Genomic DNA, 17,934 nt, shown 5'->3' with positions numbered 1-17,934 from the left:
TGACGTGATTTTATACAAATCGTATTGACGTCAATTTATGCATTTCGTATTCTATTTTCGCACCGACCGTCCCGGTCGGTTACGGGAGAGAATCATGATGAAGGGCATGCACCCGACCCTGGCGAAAGCGCTCGCTCCGTTCGCACCGCCTGCATCCGGACGCGGTAACGAGAACTTCCTTCGGCTGCCATTCGACGTGGAATTGCGCGACGGCTCGCTGGTGGAAGCCCATCCCCGTGACGTAGCCGTGGTCTTTGACACCATCATTGACGAGCACATGGAAGAAATCGTCGCGAAGCTCACGACGATGACTCACGAACGCATCGATCGCGACTCCGTGGAAACCGCCATCGACAGGTATTCGATCTGAACTCTGGCATCGAAAACGCCAGCCATGGAGCATGAGATGAGTGAACGACACTGCGGCCGCCTGGGCAAGCACACCACGGCGACCTGCGCCAGTCGTGCGGCGGCGGCGATTCTTACCTTTGAATCCGCGCGGGCCGTCTGCGTGGGACCCGATGGCATGGTGACGGTCGAATATCCGGGTACGGCTCCCGATGACGAACTGGTCGGCATCTACACGCGTGATGGCGACGACCTCGCAGAACGCATCGAAGAAGATCTTGAAGATGCCGTAAAGCGCCGCCGCATACGCGGAGGCACGCATCATCGTCACCGCGTCAAGCCGACGCGCCGCCTGGGCTGACGGGACCGCTCTTGCAGGAGTGCGCCTTGCGCGCGACATCCCCACTATGCGTCGTGTTCAGCGGAAGGACTGGACGATGACGCTACCGAGGAAACAGCCTACGGCGCCGACAATGCCGGGGAGGCTTGCCGGTGCGGGAATCGGAAGACGCAGCCAGGCGAACAGGGCGCCGACTACGAGTCCGGTCGCGAGTGCGATCAAGGCCGTGGTCATGCGATCTCTCCGAGAGGGACATAGCGATCGAGAAAGGCGAGCAGCTGGGCCTCGATGAACTGCGCAGTGGTTTCGTCGCAGATGCGTCCGCCACGAATCTTTTCGCCTGCATGCGTTACTACCATTTCTTTCATGGGCGGCAGTTCACACAACATCGAGGCCAGTGTTTCACGCAGCTGGCATTGAGCGCGTACACCACCGAGCGTACCTGCCGACTGAGTGACGAAGAATACCGGCTTACCCATCATGCAGCTGGCCCTGACCGGACGCGAGAGCCAGTCCAGGGTGTTCTTCAGTACACCGGGAATGCCGTGGTTATATTCGGGTACGGCGAGGACAACCGCGGCAGCAGCCTCTACCCTGGCACGCGCCTGTAGTACGGCCGCCGGAAGTGCGCTGGCCTCGAGGTCGGCGTTGTAGTGCGGCAGTTCGCCGATGTCCAGCGTGGACCAGGCGACGTTATCCGGAAGCATGTCGGCAATGCTGGCCAGGATGCCATCGGAGTGCGAGCCGGAGCGCAGGCTCCCGGAGATACCGAGAATACGGGTGGGGCACATGACGATTTACCTTTGGTAGACGATGGGAGTACGTTAGGCGAAACAAAGAAGCCTTTATTTCGCCAATCGGCCAAATCGTTTTGTCGCCCGGTCACGATGCCCTCGACTCCCGCCATGCCCGTTTTCCGTGCTAACAGGGTTACCCACCCCGCGGGCGCAGAGGTTCATCTGCACACGCATCACGAGGGCCAGCTCACGCTCGCACTTGATGGGACGGTCCGCATCCAGGACCACGCCGGATGGCATCTGGCGACACCGGGCACGGCTGTGTGGGTACCACCCCGGCACGAGCACGCGGCCAGTTATCCAAAGGTGTGCGAACTGATCCGCATGCATCTGCCGGCCGCGGACGCACGGGCGCTGCCCGACCATTGCGTGCTGTTACCCCTGTCGGGCCTCGCCCTTGAACTGGTCAAGCGAACGGCATGGCTGGGCATCGCGGATGATCGCGAACGCGATCTCATACGCGAGCTTCTGGTCGTTCAGCTGGAGCAGTACAAGGCAGGTTCGATGCTTTCGATACCTGACGGCAGCGACAAACGCGTACGAAGCATCACTCGCTATCTGCGCGAGCATCCTGCTTCGTCCGAATCACTTGCCGAACTGGCGGTGCGCGTCGGCACGAGCGAGCGCACGCTGGCGCGAAAGTTTCAGGAGGATACCGGCCTTGGTTTCCGCCAGTGGCGTGATCGCATGCGAGTGGTGATGGCCATCGAGCACATGATCCAGGGAGAGCCACTGATCGCAGTGGCACTGGATGTGGGATATCGCAGTGCCAGTAGTTTCTCCACGGCCTTCGCGCGCCTCATGGGTGTACCGCCCGGCGAATATCTTAAGGAGCTCGGGCTTTAATCGAGCCGAAGCTTTCGACGAAGCCCGGATATCCCTACGTTTCGCGAGATAACCTGGTCGCCGTTTTTGTGCATTTGATCCCTTTGCATAACGCAAGAAATCACGAATACCCTACCCCGCTACAGGGAACAGGTCGTTCTTCCACGGAAACGACAAGGGCGTTTTTCATGATCCCCGCCATGCCATCCTCGATGCCCGCGGATCGACTGATCCGCGATTTCGCGTCGGTGGGGGCCGACGCCCATACGTGCCCACGGTACATGCGAGGCCGTGACGCGCACATGTCCATCTAGGGAGGAAGTATGCGACTTCGTATTACCTTGCTTACCGCTGCCGTGTTCGGCATCGTCGGTTCGGCGTCTGCCGCCGACGTTGATCGCCAGGCCGTCATCGACCGGGCCCTCAGCCTCGTCAACGCTCATCCTGACAGCTTCAGCCTGCCTGCGACCAATCTGTCGCGCTCGGCAAGGACGCTGTCACTTTCGACGTCACAGGCGACGTCCGGTTCCGACCAGTTCAAGGCCCGCGATGTCATCGTGGATGCCGATGGCACGGAGCACGTACGACTCGATCGCTTCTTCGGTGGTCTTCCTGTCATTGGCGGCGATGTTGTTTCGCACTCGCGCAGCGGCGTGCTCAACAGCGTGAGCATGAAGCTCGCCACCGCGAAGCGTCCTTCGGTGACGCCGAAGATCAGCGCCGACCAGGCGCGTGTCGAAGCGGCCGCCGCCTTCCCGGGCGACATCAATGGCGTGCCGGAAACGTCGCTGGCACTGTATGCACGTGGCGTTGCGCCGACCCTCGCTTATCAGGTGCATGTGCTCGGCGAACGTAACGACGGCGTGCCCATCGGCGACATCATCTACTACGTGGATGCGCAGACCGGCACGATCCTCGGCCTTGACGACCAGGTGGAAACGGCAGCGGCCCAGGGCACGGGCAAGTCGCTTACGCTGGGCAATGTCAGCATCACCACGAATTCGGTGAGTGGCGGCTTCCAGCTGGTCGATCCGTCGCGCGGCAATGGCGCCACCTACGATGCGCACAATCCGTCGGATGTCTTCAACACCTCGTCGGCCACGCTGTATACCAGCACCACCAACACGTGGGGCAACAACGCCACGTCCGACCGTGCCACGGTGGGTGCGGATATCTACTTCGGCGTCGCCGCCACGTGGGATTACTACAAGAACGTGCATGGACGTACCGGCATCTTCAACGACGGCAAGGGCGTGAAGTCGTACGCGCATGTCGGCCAGAACTACGTCAATGCATTCTGGTATGCCAGCACGAAGAGCATGTACTACGGCGACGGCAACATCAGCCAGGGTTACCTGCCGCTGGTGGCACTCGATGTGGCCGGCCATGAAATGAGCCATGGCGTGAACAGCGCCACGGCCAACCTCGGCTACTACAGCGTGAAGGATAGCGGCGGTCTCAACGAGGCTAACTCCGACATCCTCGGCACGCTGGTCGAGTTCAACGCCAACGTGCCGGGGCATCCGGGCAACTACCTGATTGGCGAAGCGGTGTATTCCAGCAACCCGAACGGCACGAAGGCACTGCGCCTGATGTTCAAGCAGGACGCCGACGGCCGCTCGTTCAGCTGCTATCCGTCGGGCGGCTTCACTGCCTCGAAGACCACCCAGGGCGGCGTCTACGATCCGCACTACAGCTCGGGTGTGGGCAACCGCTTCTTCTACCTGCTGGCGGAAGGCCCGGTGGTGCCGAGCGGCTTCAACTACCAGCCGAAGGATCTGGTCTGCAACGGCAACACCAGCTTCGCCGGTATCGGCCGGGATAAGGCGGGCAAGATCTGGTACCGCGCGCTGAGCGTGTACTTCACCTCGACAAGCACCTATCCCGATGCACGTGCTGCCACCATCAAGGCGGCGAACGATCTCTATGGTGCGAATTCCACGGAGTCGCAGGCTGTTGCCACCGCATGGAGCGCGGTGTCGGTCAACTAAGCGGGAAACGCGGGGCGGCTTATGCCGCCCCGTCTTCGGCCACGGTATCGAACGTGGTGTGCGCACGGAAGCCGAGCGAGATCACCAGCGTTGCAAGCAACAACACGAGCGCGCTGGCGAGGAACACCGCCTTTACACCGGCCGCGTCGAAGACCACGCCACCCATGGCCGCACCCGTGGTGATGGCAAGCTGTACCGCCGCTACCATCAGGCCGCCGCCACTCTCCGCTTCATCCGGCACGATACGCGTGACCCAGGTGGTCCACGCGACGGGAATGGCACCGAAGGCCATGCCCCACAGCGACACCATCACGGCGTGGAACATCGGCATGGTGCCAGAAGCGATCAGCATCAGTGCAATCAAGGCCATACCGAAAGGCATGATCACCAGCGTCACCCAGAGACTGCGCTCCAGCAGCAGACCGGTCAGTGACGTGCCTACGAAGTTCGCGACACCGAAACCCAGCAGGATCGCCGACAGCCCGTTGACGCTGACACCGGTCACCGTTTCAAGGAACGGGCGCAGGTAAGTGAAGAACGCGAAGTGCCCGGTGAACACCAGGATGCAGGCAAACATGCCGCGTGCCACGCCCTGGCGCTTCAGCACCTGCACCAGCGTGCCCAGGTTGGTATTGCCGTTCGATGCCATGCTCGGCAGCGCGACAAGCTTCCAAGCAAAGGCCACGGCACCGATGCCCGCCGCGATCAGGAACACCGCACGCCAGCCGATCAGGCCGCCGAAATAGCTGCCCAGCGGTGCTGCCGCGATGGTCGCCAGCGAAACGCCGCTGAAGAGGATGGACAGCGCGCGCGGAATGTACGCCTCCGGCACCAGGCGCATGGTCGTGGCCGCCGCCATCGTCCAGAAGCCACCCAGTGCGATACCAAGCACCACGCGTGCAGCGAGCACTACCGGCAGGCTCGGCGCAAAGGCCACCATGAAGTTGGAGGCGAGCAATAGCACCGAAAAGCCCAGCAGCACGTAGCGCCGGTTGAGGTTACGGGTAGCCGAGGCGGTGAACAGGCTGGCGATCATGGCGACGACGGCGGTCACCGTCACCGTCTGGCCGGCCACGCCCTCGGTCACCCCGAGGCTGGCAGCCATGGGAGTGAGGAGGCTTGCGGGCAGGAATTCGGCCGTTACCAGGCCGAACACACCGAGGGTCATGGAAAACACGGCTGCCCAGTTGGCTTTTTCGGGCGCGACGCCGCCTTCCGGGGAGGAAATGGCTGGATTCATGGCTATAGGGAATGAGAAAAGACTGAGGTTAGTTTAGGGGCGCGCAGCCGGACGGTCTATGACATAGAATCCGCACTTATTGATCTATCGTCCGGAACACCCATGGTCGCCTACGTTTCCCAGCCGCCTGCCGATGCCGACCCCGCCAGCGAACTCCTGCTGGGCATGCGGCTGGTGGGCGTGAAATACCGTCGCGTGGAGATGCCGCGACCGTTCGGGCTCGACTTCGGCGAGCTGCCGGACCGGGCACAGTTTCATTTCGTGGGCCAGGGGCCGGTCTGGCTGCGCAGTGCATCGGGCCAGCTCTATGAACTGAATACGGGAGACGCAGTGCTGCTGCCGCGCGGTGGCGAGCACCAGATCCTGTCGTCTCCCGACGTATCACCCTGCAAGGATCTCTCGATCTTCCACAGCGTGCCCATCTGCCCCACCGTGGAAAGTTGTGCACAGAAGGATGTCCCGGTAGAGCACGATGGCGCGCTTCTTTTCAGCGCATGCATGGAGTTCGACCTGGGCAGCATGCAGATGCTGGTGAGCTCGATGCCCGAGGTGATGCTGGTCGGCACCCTGCTCGATCGCTACCCGGAGCTATGCGCGATGCTTGCGGCCATGGAGCGTGAGTCGCTTACACGTCGCGCTGGCTTCGCCGGCATTCTTGCCCGTCTTGCCGACGTGGTCTCGGCCTTTATCGTGCGCGGCTGGGTGGAATGCGGCTGCGGCGATGCCACCGGATGGGTGGAAGCCCTGCGCGATCCGCGCCTTGGCAAGGTCATCGTCGCGCTGCACCGCGAGCCGGGGCGCAACTGGACCGTGGCAGAACTGGCCGATGAAATGGGCACGTCGCGCTCGGTGTTCGCCGAGCGCTTTCTCGCCGTCACCGGCATGACGCCGGTTCGCTATCTCACCGAGTTGCGCATGCGACTGGCCGCGCAGTGGATCGGTCACGCACGCGAACCGATCGAAAGCGTGGCCTTCCGTCTTGGCTACGGTTCACTGGCCGCGTTCAGCCGTGCATTCAAGCGCACGCTGGGTTATCCGCCGGGCGCCGCGCGTTCGGCGCGGCAGACCGAAGCTCACACGTAACGCGTGGTGTCCTTCTCGCCGGCTTTGGCGAAGCCTTCCGCACGCAGGCGGCAGGCATCGCAATGGCCGCAGGCGCGACCTTCGTCGTCGGCGTTGTAGCAGCTCACCGTCTGCGAGAAGTCCACGCCCAGGCGTACGCCCTCGCGCACGATGTCACCCTTGCCCATGTGCATGAGCGGTGCATGGATGCGGATCCCCGCGCCTTCCACGCCTGCCTTGGTGGCAACGTTGGCCAGCGCTTCGTACGCGTCGATGAAGGCCGGGCGGCAATCCGGATAGCCGGAGTAATCCACAGCGTTGACGCCGCAGAAGATGTCGGTGGAACCGAGCACTTCGGCCCAGCCCAGCGCGATGGACAGCATGATGGTGTTGCGCGCCGGCACGTAGGTCACCGGGATGCCTTCGCCGCCGTCGGCCGGCACGTCGATGTCGTCGGTGAGTGCCGAGCCTCCGATGCTGCGCAGGTCCACGTGCACGGTCTTGTGACGCTTGGCGCCGAGCATGTTCGATACACGCTCGGAGGCTTCCAGCTCGGAGCTGTGGCGCTGGCCATAGGCGACACTGAGCGCATACACCTCGAAATCCTGCTCACGGGCCATCGCGATCGTGACCGCGGAATCCATGCCGCCAGAGACGAGGATGACGGCCTTGCGGGGAGTGTTCGAGGTATTCATGGCTAGCCCTTGTAGAAATTACTCAATGACCGGCGGCGTCGTTCCATAGCAGCTTGTGCAGCTGCAGCTGGAAACGCACCGGCAGTCGTTCTTCGATGATCCATTCGGCGAGCTCGCGCGGCTGCACCTTGCCCCAGACCGGGGAGAACAGCGGCATCACCTTGCGGTCGAGCGCATGCTCGCGAACCACGTCGCGCGACCATTCGAAGTCGCCGCGACTGGCGATCACGAACTTGACCTGGTCGTGCGGCAGCAGGTGGTCGAGGTTGGACCACAGGTTGCGCGCACTCTCGCCGGAATCCGGCGCCTTGAGGTCCATGACCTTGCGCACGCGCGGATCGACGCTGGAGACATCGATGGCGCCGGAGGTCTCCAGCGATACGTCATGCCCCGCATCGCACAGCTTGCGCAGCAGGATAAGGCAGCGCTTCTGCGACAGCGGCTCGCCGCCGGTGACGCAGACATGGCGCGCGCCATAGCTGGCCACCTGGGCCACGATGTCGTCGATGTCGTGCCACTGGCCACCGTGGAAGGAATACTCGGTGTCGCACCACACGCAGCGGAGCGGGCAGCCGGTAAGGCGCACGAAGACCGTGGGCCAGCCGATGGCATCGGCCTCGCCCTGCACGGAGTGGAATATCTCGGTGATCCGCAGGCGCTCCCGGACGGGAGCGACCGGCGGAACGCCCGCCGGAGTTGCGGTGTTGCCGTTCATGGGATCAGTTGGCCGTCTGGCGCTGCAGGCGGCGCAGGCGTTCCTGTGCGAGGCCTGCGGCCTTGGTACCCGGATACTTGGTGGTGACCTGCTTCAGCGTGGCAATGGCGGCATCCTGCTGCTTGAGCTCGATCTGGCAATAGCCGACCTTGAGCAGGCCATCGGAGACCTTCTCGCTCTGCGGAAACTGCTTCACCAGGCGCTGGAACGCCTCGATGGCCACCGGGTAGTTCATGGTCACGTAGTACGACTCGCCCAGCCAGTAATAGGCGTTGGGTGCGAGCGGACTGTCCGGGTACTTGGTGAGGAAATCACGGAAACCGCGCGAGGCCGTGACGTAATCACCCCCACGCAGGGATTTGAACGCGGCATCGTAGGCGGCCTGCTCGGCAGGCGCGGCCTGCCCCGGGCTGCTGGACGCGGCGGCAGGTGCCGGAGCAGCGGCCTGCGGCTGCTGCTGAGCGGCCGGAGCCGGAGCGGAAGCCTGCGGCGCCGGTGCGGTGGCCGGAGCCTGGGCGGGAGCACCGCCCTTTTCCAGACGACCCAGGCGCGAATCGACGTCCGCGTACTGTGCCTTCTGCGAATCCTGGAGTTGCTGGTTCTGGTGCTGCAGCTCCTCGATCTGGCCCTGCAGCTGCGACAGCTGCTGTTGCAGGTCGTTGACCTGGTTGACCAGCGAGGTGTTGCCGGCGTTGGCCTGGCTCTGCTGCTCAAGCCGCGACACGCGGTCGGCGAGGCTGAGGCGATCCTGGGCGATGGCGGGCAGTGCAAAAAGCGTGGCGGACGCAATCGCGCCCGCCACGCCAAGCCTGGCCGTGAAACTGTTAGCCAGAGTCTTCTTCATTACTTACTTCGCGGTGTAGACGATCTCAACGCGACGGTTCTTGGACCAGCAGTCTTCGTTGTGCTCACGGCAGACCGGCTTTTCCTTACCGTAGCTGGTCACGTTGAGCTGGCTGGCCGAACCACCAGCAGCCTGGAGGGCGCTGGAGACGGCATTGCCACGACGCTCGCCGAGGCCCAGGTTGTACTCGCGGGTGCCACGCTCGTCGGTGTTGCCTTCGAGGGTCATGGCGGACTGCGGACGGTCACGCAGGTACTTGGCGTGGCAGGCGATGATCTGCTGGAACTCCGGCTTGACGTCGTTCTTGTCGAAGTCGAAGTAGACAACGCGCTGGCGCAGGCAAGCGTCGGTGTCGAGATCGGACGGCTGGTACTTACCGTCGTTGGTGGGGACCTGGGTCTGGGCGACCGGCTCCGACGGCTGTGCCGGCGGGGTCTTGACCTGCTTCTTGGAGCAAGCGACCGCGCCAACGCAGAGCAGGGCGGCCAGGGTGATGGTAACGGTCTTGTTCATGGGACGTTCCTTCAACAGTTGAGTTCCGACAGTCGATTTACGGTTTCGGGACAGACACCGCCGGTTGTCCGGCTGTTTTTCTACTTGCATCCACGTCGACGGGGCGCTGTCCCGCACCCTACGCCTTCGCTCCGTCAGCCGCCGTCAGGCGACTGCCGGGTGTTCCTTCAATCGTTCGTCCGCAGGAAAAGGCGCGGAAATCTCCGCGCCCTTCCCTGGGACGTTGTTGAAGTCGCTACCCTTTCGGGTGCGCCCTCAACGCTGTCGGTACGGCCCCCAGGCCGGCTCGCGCACGTCGCCGTCCGAAAGGACCAGGCGCTGACGCACGAGACCGTCTGCCGAAACCGCATACAGGACGCCACGCGTACCCTGCGATGCCGCGTAGAGCAGCATGCTCGCGTTGGGTGCGAAGCTGGGCGAATCGTCCACGTTACCGGGGGAAACGAAGCGCACCTGCCCACCCAGGCTACGGTCCAAGATAGCGATACGATACACGTTCCCGTTGCCCTGCACCATCGCAATCTGCTTGCCGTCGTAGCTCACGTCGGCGCTGGCGTTGAAGCCACCCTGGAAGGTGATGCGGGTGGCGTTACCGCCGCTGATCGAGGTCTGGTAGAGCTGCGGCTTGCCCGAGCGATCGGAGGTGAAAATGATGCTCTGGCCGTCCGGGGTGAAGGTCGGCTCGGTATCGATCGCGAAGTTGTTGGTCAGCCGGGTCTCGGCATGGCTGGCGACGTCGATGATGAAGATCTCCGGGTTGCCCACGTAGGACAGGCTCACCGCCAGCTTGCTGCCATCCGGCGACCAGGCGGGAGCGCTGTTGATGCCCTTCGGGTGCGAGGCGATCAGGCTACGCGAACCCGTGGAGATGTTCTGCACGTACACGGCCGAGTTGCCGCTCTCGAACGAGACGTAGGCGATCTTGCTGCCGTCCGGCGACCAGGCCGGCGAAAGCAGGGACTCACGCGAGCGGGCCACGACCTGCGGATTGAAGCCGTCGGAGTCGGCCACGATCAGCGAGTAGGTGGTGTTGTTGCCCACGCCCACGGCGGTGACATAGGCGATGCGGGTCCAGAAGGCACCGCGGACGCCGGTGATCTTTTCGTAGATCTGGTCGGCGATCTGGTGGGCGACGCCACGCAGGTCACCCGTGGGGGCGGTGAACGACTGGGCCAGCAGGCTCTGCTGGCGGTTCACATCCCACAGTTCGTAATCGACCTTGACCATGCCGCCGCCGGCATCGCTGATGCGGCCGATGGTGAGGTAGTCCTGCTTGAGCAGGCGCCAGGTGGCGAACTTGATGTCGGAGCCCTGCGACGGGGTCTCGACGATGTCGTTCTTGTCCAGCGAGCGGAACTTGCCGGAGCGGTTGAAATCGGCGCGGATGACGTCGGCCACGTCGGTCGGCAGCGGCGCGCCGCCGGCCTGGGCGAAGGGCACCACGGCGATGGGGGTGGCCGTCTTGAGGCCGCCCACGATATCCACGTTGAGCGACTGGGCGACGGCGGGGCCGGCCACGAAAGCGGTCAACGCGGCCAGGAGGATGACGAGTCGGGAGAGCGTTCTGCGCATGGGCTGGTTCATTGCGACCTGGAGGGAGAGACGGCGACGGAATCTTAACGCGGTAGCCATGCCAAGCATGACCCCTGTCTGAACCACCCCGCCCCGGCCAGGGGCCGGAACGGGGCTCGTTACATCATTGCGGTCGGAACGTGAAGGTGAGGTTGCGCTGGAAGACATCCTCGAAACCCTGGTACGGCAAGGGCTGGGAGCGGAGCACGGCGTTCTCGATCGACGCCTTGCCTGCCGCGTCGTAAGGGCAGCTGGCATCGGCCTTGGCACTCAGTACCTGGCCACCGGGGATCTGCACGATGTGCACCGTACAGGGCGCCGCCGGGGTGTTGTCGGGGCGCAGCCAGTTCGGGGTGACCGCGTTCTGGATCGCCGCGATGTAGGCCGCCTGCTTGCTGTTGTCCTTGCCGTTCTGGCCCGTCTGGGCCTTCTCGGCGAAGGGCAGGTCGTCGCGACCGTCGTCCTTGGCGTTCTGGAGGTCCTTCAGCTGTTGATCGGCCTGCTTCTTCTTCGTGTCGGCCTGCTTGGTCTGCGACTTCGCGGCATCGAGCTGCTTGAAGATCTCGTCGATCTCCTTCTGCTTTTCCTTTTTCTTCTGCTCCTGCTGCGCGTCCAGTTCGGCCTGCTGCTGGCGCTGCTTTTCTTCCTGGAGCTTCTTGGCGTCCTCGGCCTTCTGCACGGCGTCGTCGACGATTTTTTCCTGATCCTTGACGTCAGGCTGCTTCGGCGGCGGCGGCAGTGTCTTCACCACCGGCTTCTCGGGCTGCGGCGGCGGAGGCGTGGGCGGTGTGGGCGGCGGCGGCACGGTATTGGGCACCGGCTTCTGCGAGTGCTTCGGCGGCGGCGCGCCCGTGGGACCGATGAGCGTGGCCTCGATGATCTGGCCCGGCAGCTGGATCGGCGCGGGACACTTCAGCGGATTCCATTCCGCAGGCAGCCCGATGGCCTCGGCCCACTTTTCGTAGTCCGAGCATGGGATCACCGCGAGGCCCAGGAAGGCCACGATGCCCAGGTGGAGAAGCGCGGCCAGGACGACCGCGCGGGGGGTACCGTTACGGTTTTCCATTCTGCGCGGACTGCGGCTGGCTCATCAGGCCGATCTTGGAGACGCCCGCTTCCTGGAGGATCGGGAGGATCGAATACACCTTGCCGTAGCCCACGCGCTGGTCGCCCGCGACCAGGACCTGGAGTTCGGGGTTGGCATCGTGGAACGCGGTGACCTTCTTGCGGAATTCATCCTCGCTGACCGGCTCGCGCTTGGTGCCATTGGCCGTCAGGTAGATCTGGCCGTTTTCGTCGACGGAAACGACGATCGGGTCCTTCTTGTCCTGGAGCGACTTGGCATTGGTCTGCGGCAGTTGGATGTCCACGCCGAGGTTCATCATCGGCGTGGTGACCATGAAGATGATCAACAGCACGAGCATCACGTCGATATACGGCACGACGTTGATCTCGGATTTGAGCTTCCGCTTCTGACGGCGGTAAGAAGTGCGCATTGCTTACGCTCCGGCTCAGGCCGCGTCGTCGGTATGGATCTGGCGCTGCAGCACCGAGGAGAATTCTTCCTGGAAGACCTCGTAGCGCGAGGCGATGCGCTCGACCTTGTTGGCGTAACGGTTGTAGGCCCACACGGCCGGGATGGCGGCGAACAGGCCCATGGCCGTGGCGATGAGCGCCTCGGAGATGTGCGGAGCCACCACGGCGATGGTGACGTCCTTCATTTCGCCCAGGCCTTGGAAGGCGCCCATGATGCCCCACACCGTACCGAACAGGCCCACGTAGGGGCTGATCGAACCCACGTTGGCCAGGAATTCGAGGTTGGACTCCAGCTTGCCGATCTCGCGGGTGCCGGCCACGCGCATGGCGCGCTCGGCGCCTTCCATCACGCGGTTGGCATCGGTCACGCGGCGCTGGCGCTGGCGGGCGAACTCACGGAAGCCGGCTTCGAAGACGTTCTCCATGCCGCTCTGGCCTTCGCGGTTGCCCACTTCACGGAACAGGGCAGCGAGGTCGGCGCCGGACCAGAAGCGGTCCTCGAAGGCTTCGGCATTGGTGTGAGCCTGCTTCAGCTGCGAGAACTTGCGGATGATGATCATCCACGACAGGAAGGAGAACCCCAGCAGGAGCAGCATGACCAGCTGCACGGGCAGGCTCGCTTCCGCGACAAGCTTGAAAATATTGAGTCCACCGTTCATCGCAAGAAGGCTCTCCGCCGGAATATCAAAGGCTTGGGTTGATTAGGAAAAGAAAGCAGGAAACAGTTCGGCCGGGATCTTCGCCGGGCGCATCGTGTCGAGGTTGACCATCGCGACGCGGACCTCGGCCTGGACCAGGAGGGTTTCCCCCCGGGCGACGCTCTGGCTGAACAGGATACTGGCAGACCGCGCCTCTTTGACGGCCACGCTTACAAGGAGTTCATCATCCAGACGGGCCGGGGCATGGAAATCCAGGTGCATGTGCTTGAGTACGAAGGCCAGGCCGGTGGATTCACGGATGGCGGACTGGTCGATCCCATGGGAGCGCAGCCATTCCGTCCGCGCCCGCTCGAAGTAGCGGACGTAGTTGGCGTGGTAGACGAGTCCGCCGGCATCGGTGTCTTCCCAGTAGATGCGGATGGGCCAGGTGAACTCGCTCATGAGTCGCCGGAGAACAGGTCGGGCATGGCGGACTGCTTCGGCGGGGGCGTGAGCCCCAGGTGGCGCCAGGCCTTGGCCGTGGCTGCACGGCCGCGGGCGGTCCGCACCAGGAAACCCTGCTGGATCAGGTAGGGCTCCACCACGTCTTCCAGGGTGCCGCGATCCTCGCTGAGGGCGGCGGCCAGGGATTCCACGCCGACGGGCCCGCCATCGAAACTCTCGATGATGGTACCCAGCAGGCGGCGGTCAAGGTCGTCGATGCCTTCGGCGTCGATCCGCAGCATGTCGGTGGCGGCCCGGGCCACGTCGCGGGTGATCCGGCCGTCGCCGCGTACTTCCGCGTAGTCGCGCACGCGACGCAGCAGGCGGTTGGCGATACGAGGGGTGCCACGCGAGCGGCGCGCGATTTCTTCCGCGCCTTCCACTTCGCAATCCACGCCGATGATGCGGGCCGCACGACGGACGATGGCCGCCAGTTCGTCCACGCTGTAGAACTCAAGGCGCTGGATGATGCCGAATCGGTCGCGCAGCGGGCCGGTGAGCATGCCCGCGCGGGTCGTGGCGCCGATGAGGGTGAAGGGCGGCAGGTCGAGCTTGATCGAACGGGCCGCAGGGCCCTCGCCAATCATGATGTCGATCTGGAAGTCTTCCATCGCCGGGTAGAGCACTTCCTCCACCACGGGCGACAGGCGGTGGATTTCGTCGACGAAGAGGACGTCGTTGGCTTCGAGGTTGGTCAGCAGCGCGGCGAGATCACCTGCGCGCTCGAGCACCGGGCCTGACGTGGACCGGACATTGACGCCCATTTCGTTCGCAATGACATGCGACAGCGTGGTCTTGCCCAGCCCGGGAGGCCCGAAGATCAACACGTGGTCGAGCGCCCCACCCCGTCGCCGTGCCGCCTCGATATAGATGGCCATCTGCTCGCGCACCGCCTTCTGGCCGAGGTATTCGGCAAGGCGCTTGGGGCGGATGCTGGCTTCCAACGCCTCGTCGTCCATGGCGGCGGCAGCGGAAATGATGCGATGGTCGGACATGTGCGCATTATGGCATGCCCCCGAGCGGACAGCCCTCTGGCGATGCCACCCCCCTGTAGGAGCGCGCCTGCGCGCGACCGTTCTTCGCGAAACCCATTACGGAGCTGGTACGCCATCGCGAAAACCGGTCGCGCGCAAGGCGCGCTCCTACAGGTCAGCGTTTACCTGCGGCGCCTAGCGCCCGGGCTACCGCCAGCAACGCCTCCCGGTTGGCCTGCACCTGCTGATGGTCCAATGGCTAGAGGTCCAGCCGGTACACGGAGCGATCGGTCACCCAACCGAGAGAAAGACTGGTCATCCCATCGTCGGATCGCGACACCTTCAGCACCCCCGGATATCCATGAATATCAACGTTGATGGCTTCCTTCACCAGGGTGATGGATCCGCCGCTCTCCTTGTACTCGTACTCATTCAATTCCACGAACCCCAGGCCCGGACAGTCCGACAAGCGTCTTCTCGTTTCAGCGAAGGCGGTCTCCAACATCATCAGACTGACCTGCCGCACACCAAGAGACCGACGATACCGACTACACCACTCCCGGACATGCTCTTAATTTGTCGAGGCCCGTTCCGGACGGCTCTTTGAAGAAGCAGATATGAACACTCGAATACTTACAGTGATCGTTGTCGTCGCCGCAGTGGCAGGTGCTTCCGCCACCATCAAAGTACTCAGCCGCGCGAATGGCATCCCGGGCACCATCGACGAAGGTGTCTATCTTGGCAAGGTCAACCCGGCACCTGGGCTCCACATTGTTCCTCTGAGCCAGTCCTGGAGTACGGCCGGGCACGCCGACATCGAGCGAAAACAGATCGAGCAACAGCGTAGCCAGGGCTTCTACTCGGCTGAGGTCGGGGAAGTCGCCAACACGCCGGCGGCGAAGAGAGCAACGACGATGCACGGTCATGTGCCTGGACACGATAGGGCTTTCTTCTCCGTGGCAGAGGTCAGGCACGATCTCCTGGTCGAACCGGTAGACCTGGGATCATCCGAACTATCGGCGGCGAGCTTGCTGGAGGTCCGCTTCGGCGGTAGCCACGTCCGTGGAAAGTGGACAGGGCTGGGGCGCAGCTTCGACGTCCCTGAACTTGGCGTCGTGATCCTCAATGAAACCGATCACGCTGCAGGGAAAGAGTCCGTCACCATGATCAAGGAATGGGTGAATATCGAGGTCAATGGCCAGCCGGGCACCGCCAGGACGGCCCGCGACGCCTCGGGACGTACTCTCGTGACCATCGGCTGGGCCAACGAGCGGAAGCTCTATTCATTGCAACTGCAGCCGCTTCATCCCGAGGCCCGCGCGGAGAATCAGGCGAGACTTCTCGATATCGCGCGCAAACTCGTCGAGAGCTGATGGTCTTTAGCAAGCCTTGATCGCTGACGATGGCTGCCTTACAGCAGCCATCTATCGGCATCGATCAAATCTCGACCTGGGCGCCCAACTCGATCAGGCGATTACCCGGAATCTGGAAGAACGCCGTGGCCGGCATCGCGTTGCGTGCCAGGAAGGCGAACAGCTTGTCGCGCCACAGCGCCATGCCGGGGCGGCGGGCGTCGGCCACGATGTTTTCGCGGGACAGGAAGAACGTGGTGTCCATCATGTCGAAGTCGATGCCCAGGCTGCTGGCACGTTGCAGGGAAACGGGAATGTTCGGGTCTTCGGCAAAGCCGTAACGCAGCTGCAGGCCATAGAAGCCGCCGCCGTACTCGATGAGCTCCATGCGCTCGTCGTATTCCGCCACAGGCGTTTCCAGCATTTCCACGGTGAGCAGCACGTTGCGCTCATGCAGCACCTTGTTGTGCTTGAGGTTGTGCAGCATCGCGTGCGGCACGGAGTGCTGGTTGGCCGTGAGGAACACGGCCGTGCCCGGTACACGCAGCGGAGGGTGGTCGGCGATGTTCTCGACGAACGGCGCCAGGGCCAGGCCCGACTGCTTGATCTCGCGTACCACGAGGTCGCGACCGCGGCGCCAGGTGGTCATCACGGTGAAGATCACCACGCCAAGCACCAGCGGGAACCAGCCGCCATGGGCGATCTTGAGCGCGTTGGCGCCGAAGAATGCCAGATCGACGATGAGGAAGATGACGCCAACGGTGATCACGGCCGACCAGTGCCAGTTCCAGCGGCGCTTGGCGACCACCAGGGCCAGCAGGGTCGTCATGGTCATGGTGCCGGTCACGGCAATGCCGTAAGCCGCGCCGAGGTTGTTCGACGAACGGAAGCCCACCACCGCCAGCAGCACCAGCACCAGCAGCATGCGGTTGATCCACGGCACGAAGATCTGGCCGGACATCTCGCGCGAGGTGTGCACCACGGCCATGCGCGGCGAGTAGCCCAGCGACATGGCTTCGCGGGTCATCGAGAAGGCACCGGAAATCACGGCCTGCGAAGCAATCACCGCCGCCGCGGTCGCCAGGGCGATCATCGGATAGAGCAGCGACTCGGGCACGAGCTTATAGAACGGGTTTTCGATGGCCGACGGGTCGCTGAGCAGCAACGCGCCCTGACCGAAGTAGTTGATCAGCAGGGCCGGCAGTACGAAGAAGAACCATGCATAGCGGATGGGCTTCTTGCCGAAGTGGCCCATGTCGGCATACAGCGCCTCACCGCCGGTAAGCGCCAGCACCACGCCACCCAGGGCGATGAAGGCCTGTTTGCCGTGCTCCATGAAGAACTGCACGGCGTAGGTGGGATTCACCGCCCACAGCACCTGCGGATGCTGGATCACCTGGCGCAGGCCGAGTATGGCTACCACGATGAACCACACGCACATGACAGGCGCAAAGGCCTTGCCGACCAGGTTGGTGCCGTGACGCTGGATGGCGAAGAGCGCCAGCAGGATCACAAGGCAGATGGGCAACACGTAGGTATCCAGCGATGGCGCAGCCACCTCGATACCTTCCACTGCGGACAGTACGGACATGGCGGGCGTGATGACGCCATCGCCATAGAACAGCGAGGCACCAAAAATACCGATGGCCGCCAGCACCCAGCGGGCACGCGGCGAACCACTGACACTGCGCTGGGCCAGCGCCATCAGCGCCATGATGCCGCCCTCGCCCTTGTTGTCCGCACGCATCACGAAGGTGACGTACTTGAGTGAGATCACGATCAGCAGCGACCAGAAGATCAGCGACAGCACGCCGAGCACGGCGGCCGGCTGGGGCGTCATGCCGTGCGTGCCGAGGGTCTCCTTCATGGTGTACAGCGGGCTGGTGCCGATGTCGCCGAAGACGACGCCGATGGCACCGAGGGCGAGAGTCGCCAGCTTCTTGCCGTGCGCGTTGCGGAGTTCTTCGGCGTGAGTCATGCCCATGGGT

Annotated in this window: 21 protein-coding genes; 6 read left to right on the top strand and 15 right to left on the bottom strand. The window is 63.6% G+C overall.

Annotated elements, in window-relative coordinates:
- The first annotated feature begins 94 nt into the window (after window positions 1-94).
- Together KR767_RS11000 and KR767_RS10995 are read left to right on the top strand one after the other, a co-directional pair.
- Window positions 95-370: a hypothetical protein gene (locus KR767_RS11000; protein WP_166947441.1), complete on the top strand. Its 276-nt coding sequence runs from the start codon at window positions 95-97 to the stop codon at window positions 368-370.
- A 36-nt stretch (window positions 371-406) separates the two neighbouring features.
- The gene (locus KR767_RS10995; protein ID WP_166947440.1) at window positions 407-709 is read left to right on the top strand and encodes a hypothetical protein; all 303 of its coding nucleotides are present in this window, start codon (window positions 407-409) and stop codon (window positions 707-709) included.
- A gap of 57 nt (window positions 710-766) precedes the next feature.
- Here the strand turns inward: KR767_RS10995 and KR767_RS10990 are convergent, their stop codons facing one another.
- A complete protein-coding gene (locus tag KR767_RS10990) occupies window positions 767-922 on the bottom strand; it encodes a XapX domain-containing protein (protein ID WP_166947439.1) in 156 nt (51 codons plus the stop codon).
- Complete coding sequence (locus tag KR767_RS10985) at window positions 919-1,479, bottom strand: NADPH-dependent FMN reductase (protein WP_250876348.1); 561 nt, start codon at window positions 1,477-1,479, stop codon at window positions 919-921. Before KR767_RS10985 ends, KR767_RS10990 begins: the two co-directional genes overlap by 4 nt.
- A gap of 114 nt (window positions 1,480-1,593) precedes the next feature.
- On the opposite strand from KR767_RS10985, the gene KR767_RS10980 reads away from it, so the two are divergent.
- Both KR767_RS10980 and KR767_RS10975 read left to right on the top strand, forming a co-directional pair.
- Window positions 1,594-2,331 carry a helix-turn-helix domain-containing protein gene (locus tag KR767_RS10980; RefSeq protein ID WP_250876347.1) on the top strand — a complete coding sequence of 246 codons (738 nt, stop codon included), beginning with the start codon at window positions 1,594-1,596 and terminating at the stop codon, window positions 2,329-2,331.
- Between the two features lie 302 nt (window positions 2,332-2,633).
- A complete protein-coding gene (locus tag KR767_RS10975) occupies window positions 2,634-4,301 on the top strand; it encodes a M4 family metallopeptidase (protein WP_250876346.1) in 1,668 nt (555 codons plus the stop codon).
- Window positions 4,302-4,320: 19 nt separating this feature from the next.
- Here KR767_RS10975 and KR767_RS10970 read toward each other — a convergent pair whose 3' ends face one another.
- A complete protein-coding gene (locus tag KR767_RS10970; protein WP_166947435.1) occupies window positions 4,321-5,541 on the bottom strand; it encodes an MFS transporter in 1,221 nt (406 codons plus the stop codon).
- A gap of 102 nt (window positions 5,542-5,643) precedes the next feature.
- On the opposite strand from KR767_RS10970, the gene KR767_RS10965 reads away from it, so the two are divergent.
- Complete coding sequence (locus KR767_RS10965) at window positions 5,644-6,624, top strand: AraC family transcriptional regulator (protein WP_166947434.1); 981 nt, start codon at window positions 5,644-5,646, stop codon at window positions 6,622-6,624.
- Here KR767_RS10965 and queC read toward each other — a convergent pair.
- The 11 genes from queC to KR767_RS10910 all read right to left on the bottom strand — a co-directional run bounded on the left by queC (window position 6,615) and on the right by KR767_RS10910 (window position 15,063).
- On the bottom strand, window positions 6,615-7,298 hold the full coding sequence (gene queC / locus KR767_RS10960) for a 7-cyano-7-deazaguanine synthase QueC (RefSeq protein ID WP_250876345.1): 684 nt from the start codon (window positions 7,296-7,298) through the stop codon (window positions 6,615-6,617). The two genes, KR767_RS10965 and queC, sit on opposite strands and share 10 nt — an antisense overlap.
- A gap of 22 nt (window positions 7,299-7,320) precedes the next feature.
- Complete coding sequence (queE, locus tag KR767_RS10955; RefSeq protein ID WP_250876344.1) at window positions 7,321-8,013, bottom strand: 7-carboxy-7-deazaguanine synthase QueE; 693 nt, start codon at window positions 8,011-8,013, stop codon at window positions 7,321-7,323.
- A 4-nt stretch (window positions 8,014-8,017) separates the two neighbouring features.
- On the bottom strand, window positions 8,018-8,857 hold the full coding sequence (gene ybgF, locus KR767_RS10950) for a tol-pal system protein YbgF (protein WP_208392490.1): 840 nt from the start codon (window positions 8,855-8,857) through the stop codon (window positions 8,018-8,020).
- Between the two features lie 3 nt (window positions 8,858-8,860).
- Window positions 8,861-9,370: a peptidoglycan-associated lipoprotein Pal gene (pal, locus tag KR767_RS10945; RefSeq protein ID WP_166947431.1), complete on the bottom strand. Its 510-nt coding sequence runs from the start codon at window positions 9,368-9,370 to the stop codon at window positions 8,861-8,863.
- Window positions 9,371-9,625: 255 nt separating this feature from the next.
- Window positions 9,626-10,942 (bottom strand): Tol-Pal system beta propeller repeat protein TolB, encoded by a 1,317-nt coding sequence (gene tolB, locus KR767_RS10940; RefSeq protein WP_166947430.1) that lies wholly within the window; start codon window positions 10,940-10,942, stop codon window positions 9,626-9,628.
- A gap of 124 nt (window positions 10,943-11,066) precedes the next feature.
- Entirely contained in the window at window positions 11,067-12,008 is a 942-nt protein-coding gene (locus tag KR767_RS10935) for a cell envelope integrity TolA family protein (RefSeq protein WP_166947429.1), read from the bottom strand.
- Window positions 11,995-12,438: a protein TolR gene (tolR, locus tag KR767_RS10930; protein WP_166947428.1), complete on the bottom strand. Its 444-nt coding sequence runs from the start codon at window positions 12,436-12,438 to the stop codon at window positions 11,995-11,997. The genes KR767_RS10935 and tolR overlap by 14 nt, the downstream gene beginning before the upstream one ends.
- A 15-nt stretch (window positions 12,439-12,453) precedes the next feature.
- Window positions 12,454-13,137, bottom strand: a complete 684-nt coding sequence (gene tolQ, locus KR767_RS10925; RefSeq protein WP_166947427.1) for a protein TolQ — start codon at window positions 13,135-13,137, stop codon at window positions 12,454-12,456.
- Window positions 13,138-13,179: 42 nt separating this feature from the next.
- Window positions 13,180-13,578 carry a tol-pal system-associated acyl-CoA thioesterase gene (gene ybgC, locus KR767_RS10920; protein ID WP_166947426.1) on the bottom strand — a complete coding sequence of 133 codons (399 nt, stop codon included), beginning with the start codon at window positions 13,576-13,578 and terminating at the stop codon, window positions 13,180-13,182.
- Window positions 13,575-14,615, bottom strand: a complete 1,041-nt coding sequence (ruvB, locus tag KR767_RS10915; RefSeq protein ID WP_166947425.1) for a Holliday junction branch migration DNA helicase RuvB — start codon at window positions 14,613-14,615, stop codon at window positions 13,575-13,577. Before ruvB ends, ybgC begins: the two co-directional genes overlap by 4 nt.
- A 238-nt stretch (window positions 14,616-14,853) precedes the next feature.
- Window positions 14,854-15,063 carry a hypothetical protein gene (locus KR767_RS10910; protein WP_250876343.1) on the bottom strand — a complete coding sequence of 70 codons (210 nt, stop codon included), beginning with the start codon at window positions 15,061-15,063 and terminating at the stop codon, window positions 14,854-14,856.
- Between the two features lie 148 nt (window positions 15,064-15,211).
- Between KR767_RS10910 and KR767_RS10905 the strand changes: the two genes are divergently transcribed.
- Window positions 15,212-15,967: a hypothetical protein gene (locus KR767_RS10905; RefSeq protein ID WP_250876342.1), complete on the top strand. Its 756-nt coding sequence runs from the start codon at window positions 15,212-15,214 to the stop codon at window positions 15,965-15,967.
- 64 nt (window positions 15,968-16,031) lie between these two features.
- Here KR767_RS10905 and KR767_RS10900 read toward each other — a convergent pair whose 3' ends face one another.
- Entirely contained in the window at window positions 16,032-17,930 is a 1,899-nt protein-coding gene (locus KR767_RS10900) for a potassium transporter Kup (RefSeq protein WP_166947421.1), read from the bottom strand.
- Window positions 17,931-17,934 lie beyond the last annotated feature (4 nt).

Source organism: Luteibacter anthropi (assembly GCF_023699965.1).
Classification (GTDB): domain Bacteria; phylum Pseudomonadota; class Gammaproteobacteria; order Xanthomonadales; family Rhodanobacteraceae; genus Luteibacter; species Luteibacter anthropi.
The sequence above is the reverse complement of the archived record's forward strand: the minus strand, read 5'-3'. Positions and strand labels throughout refer to the sequence as shown.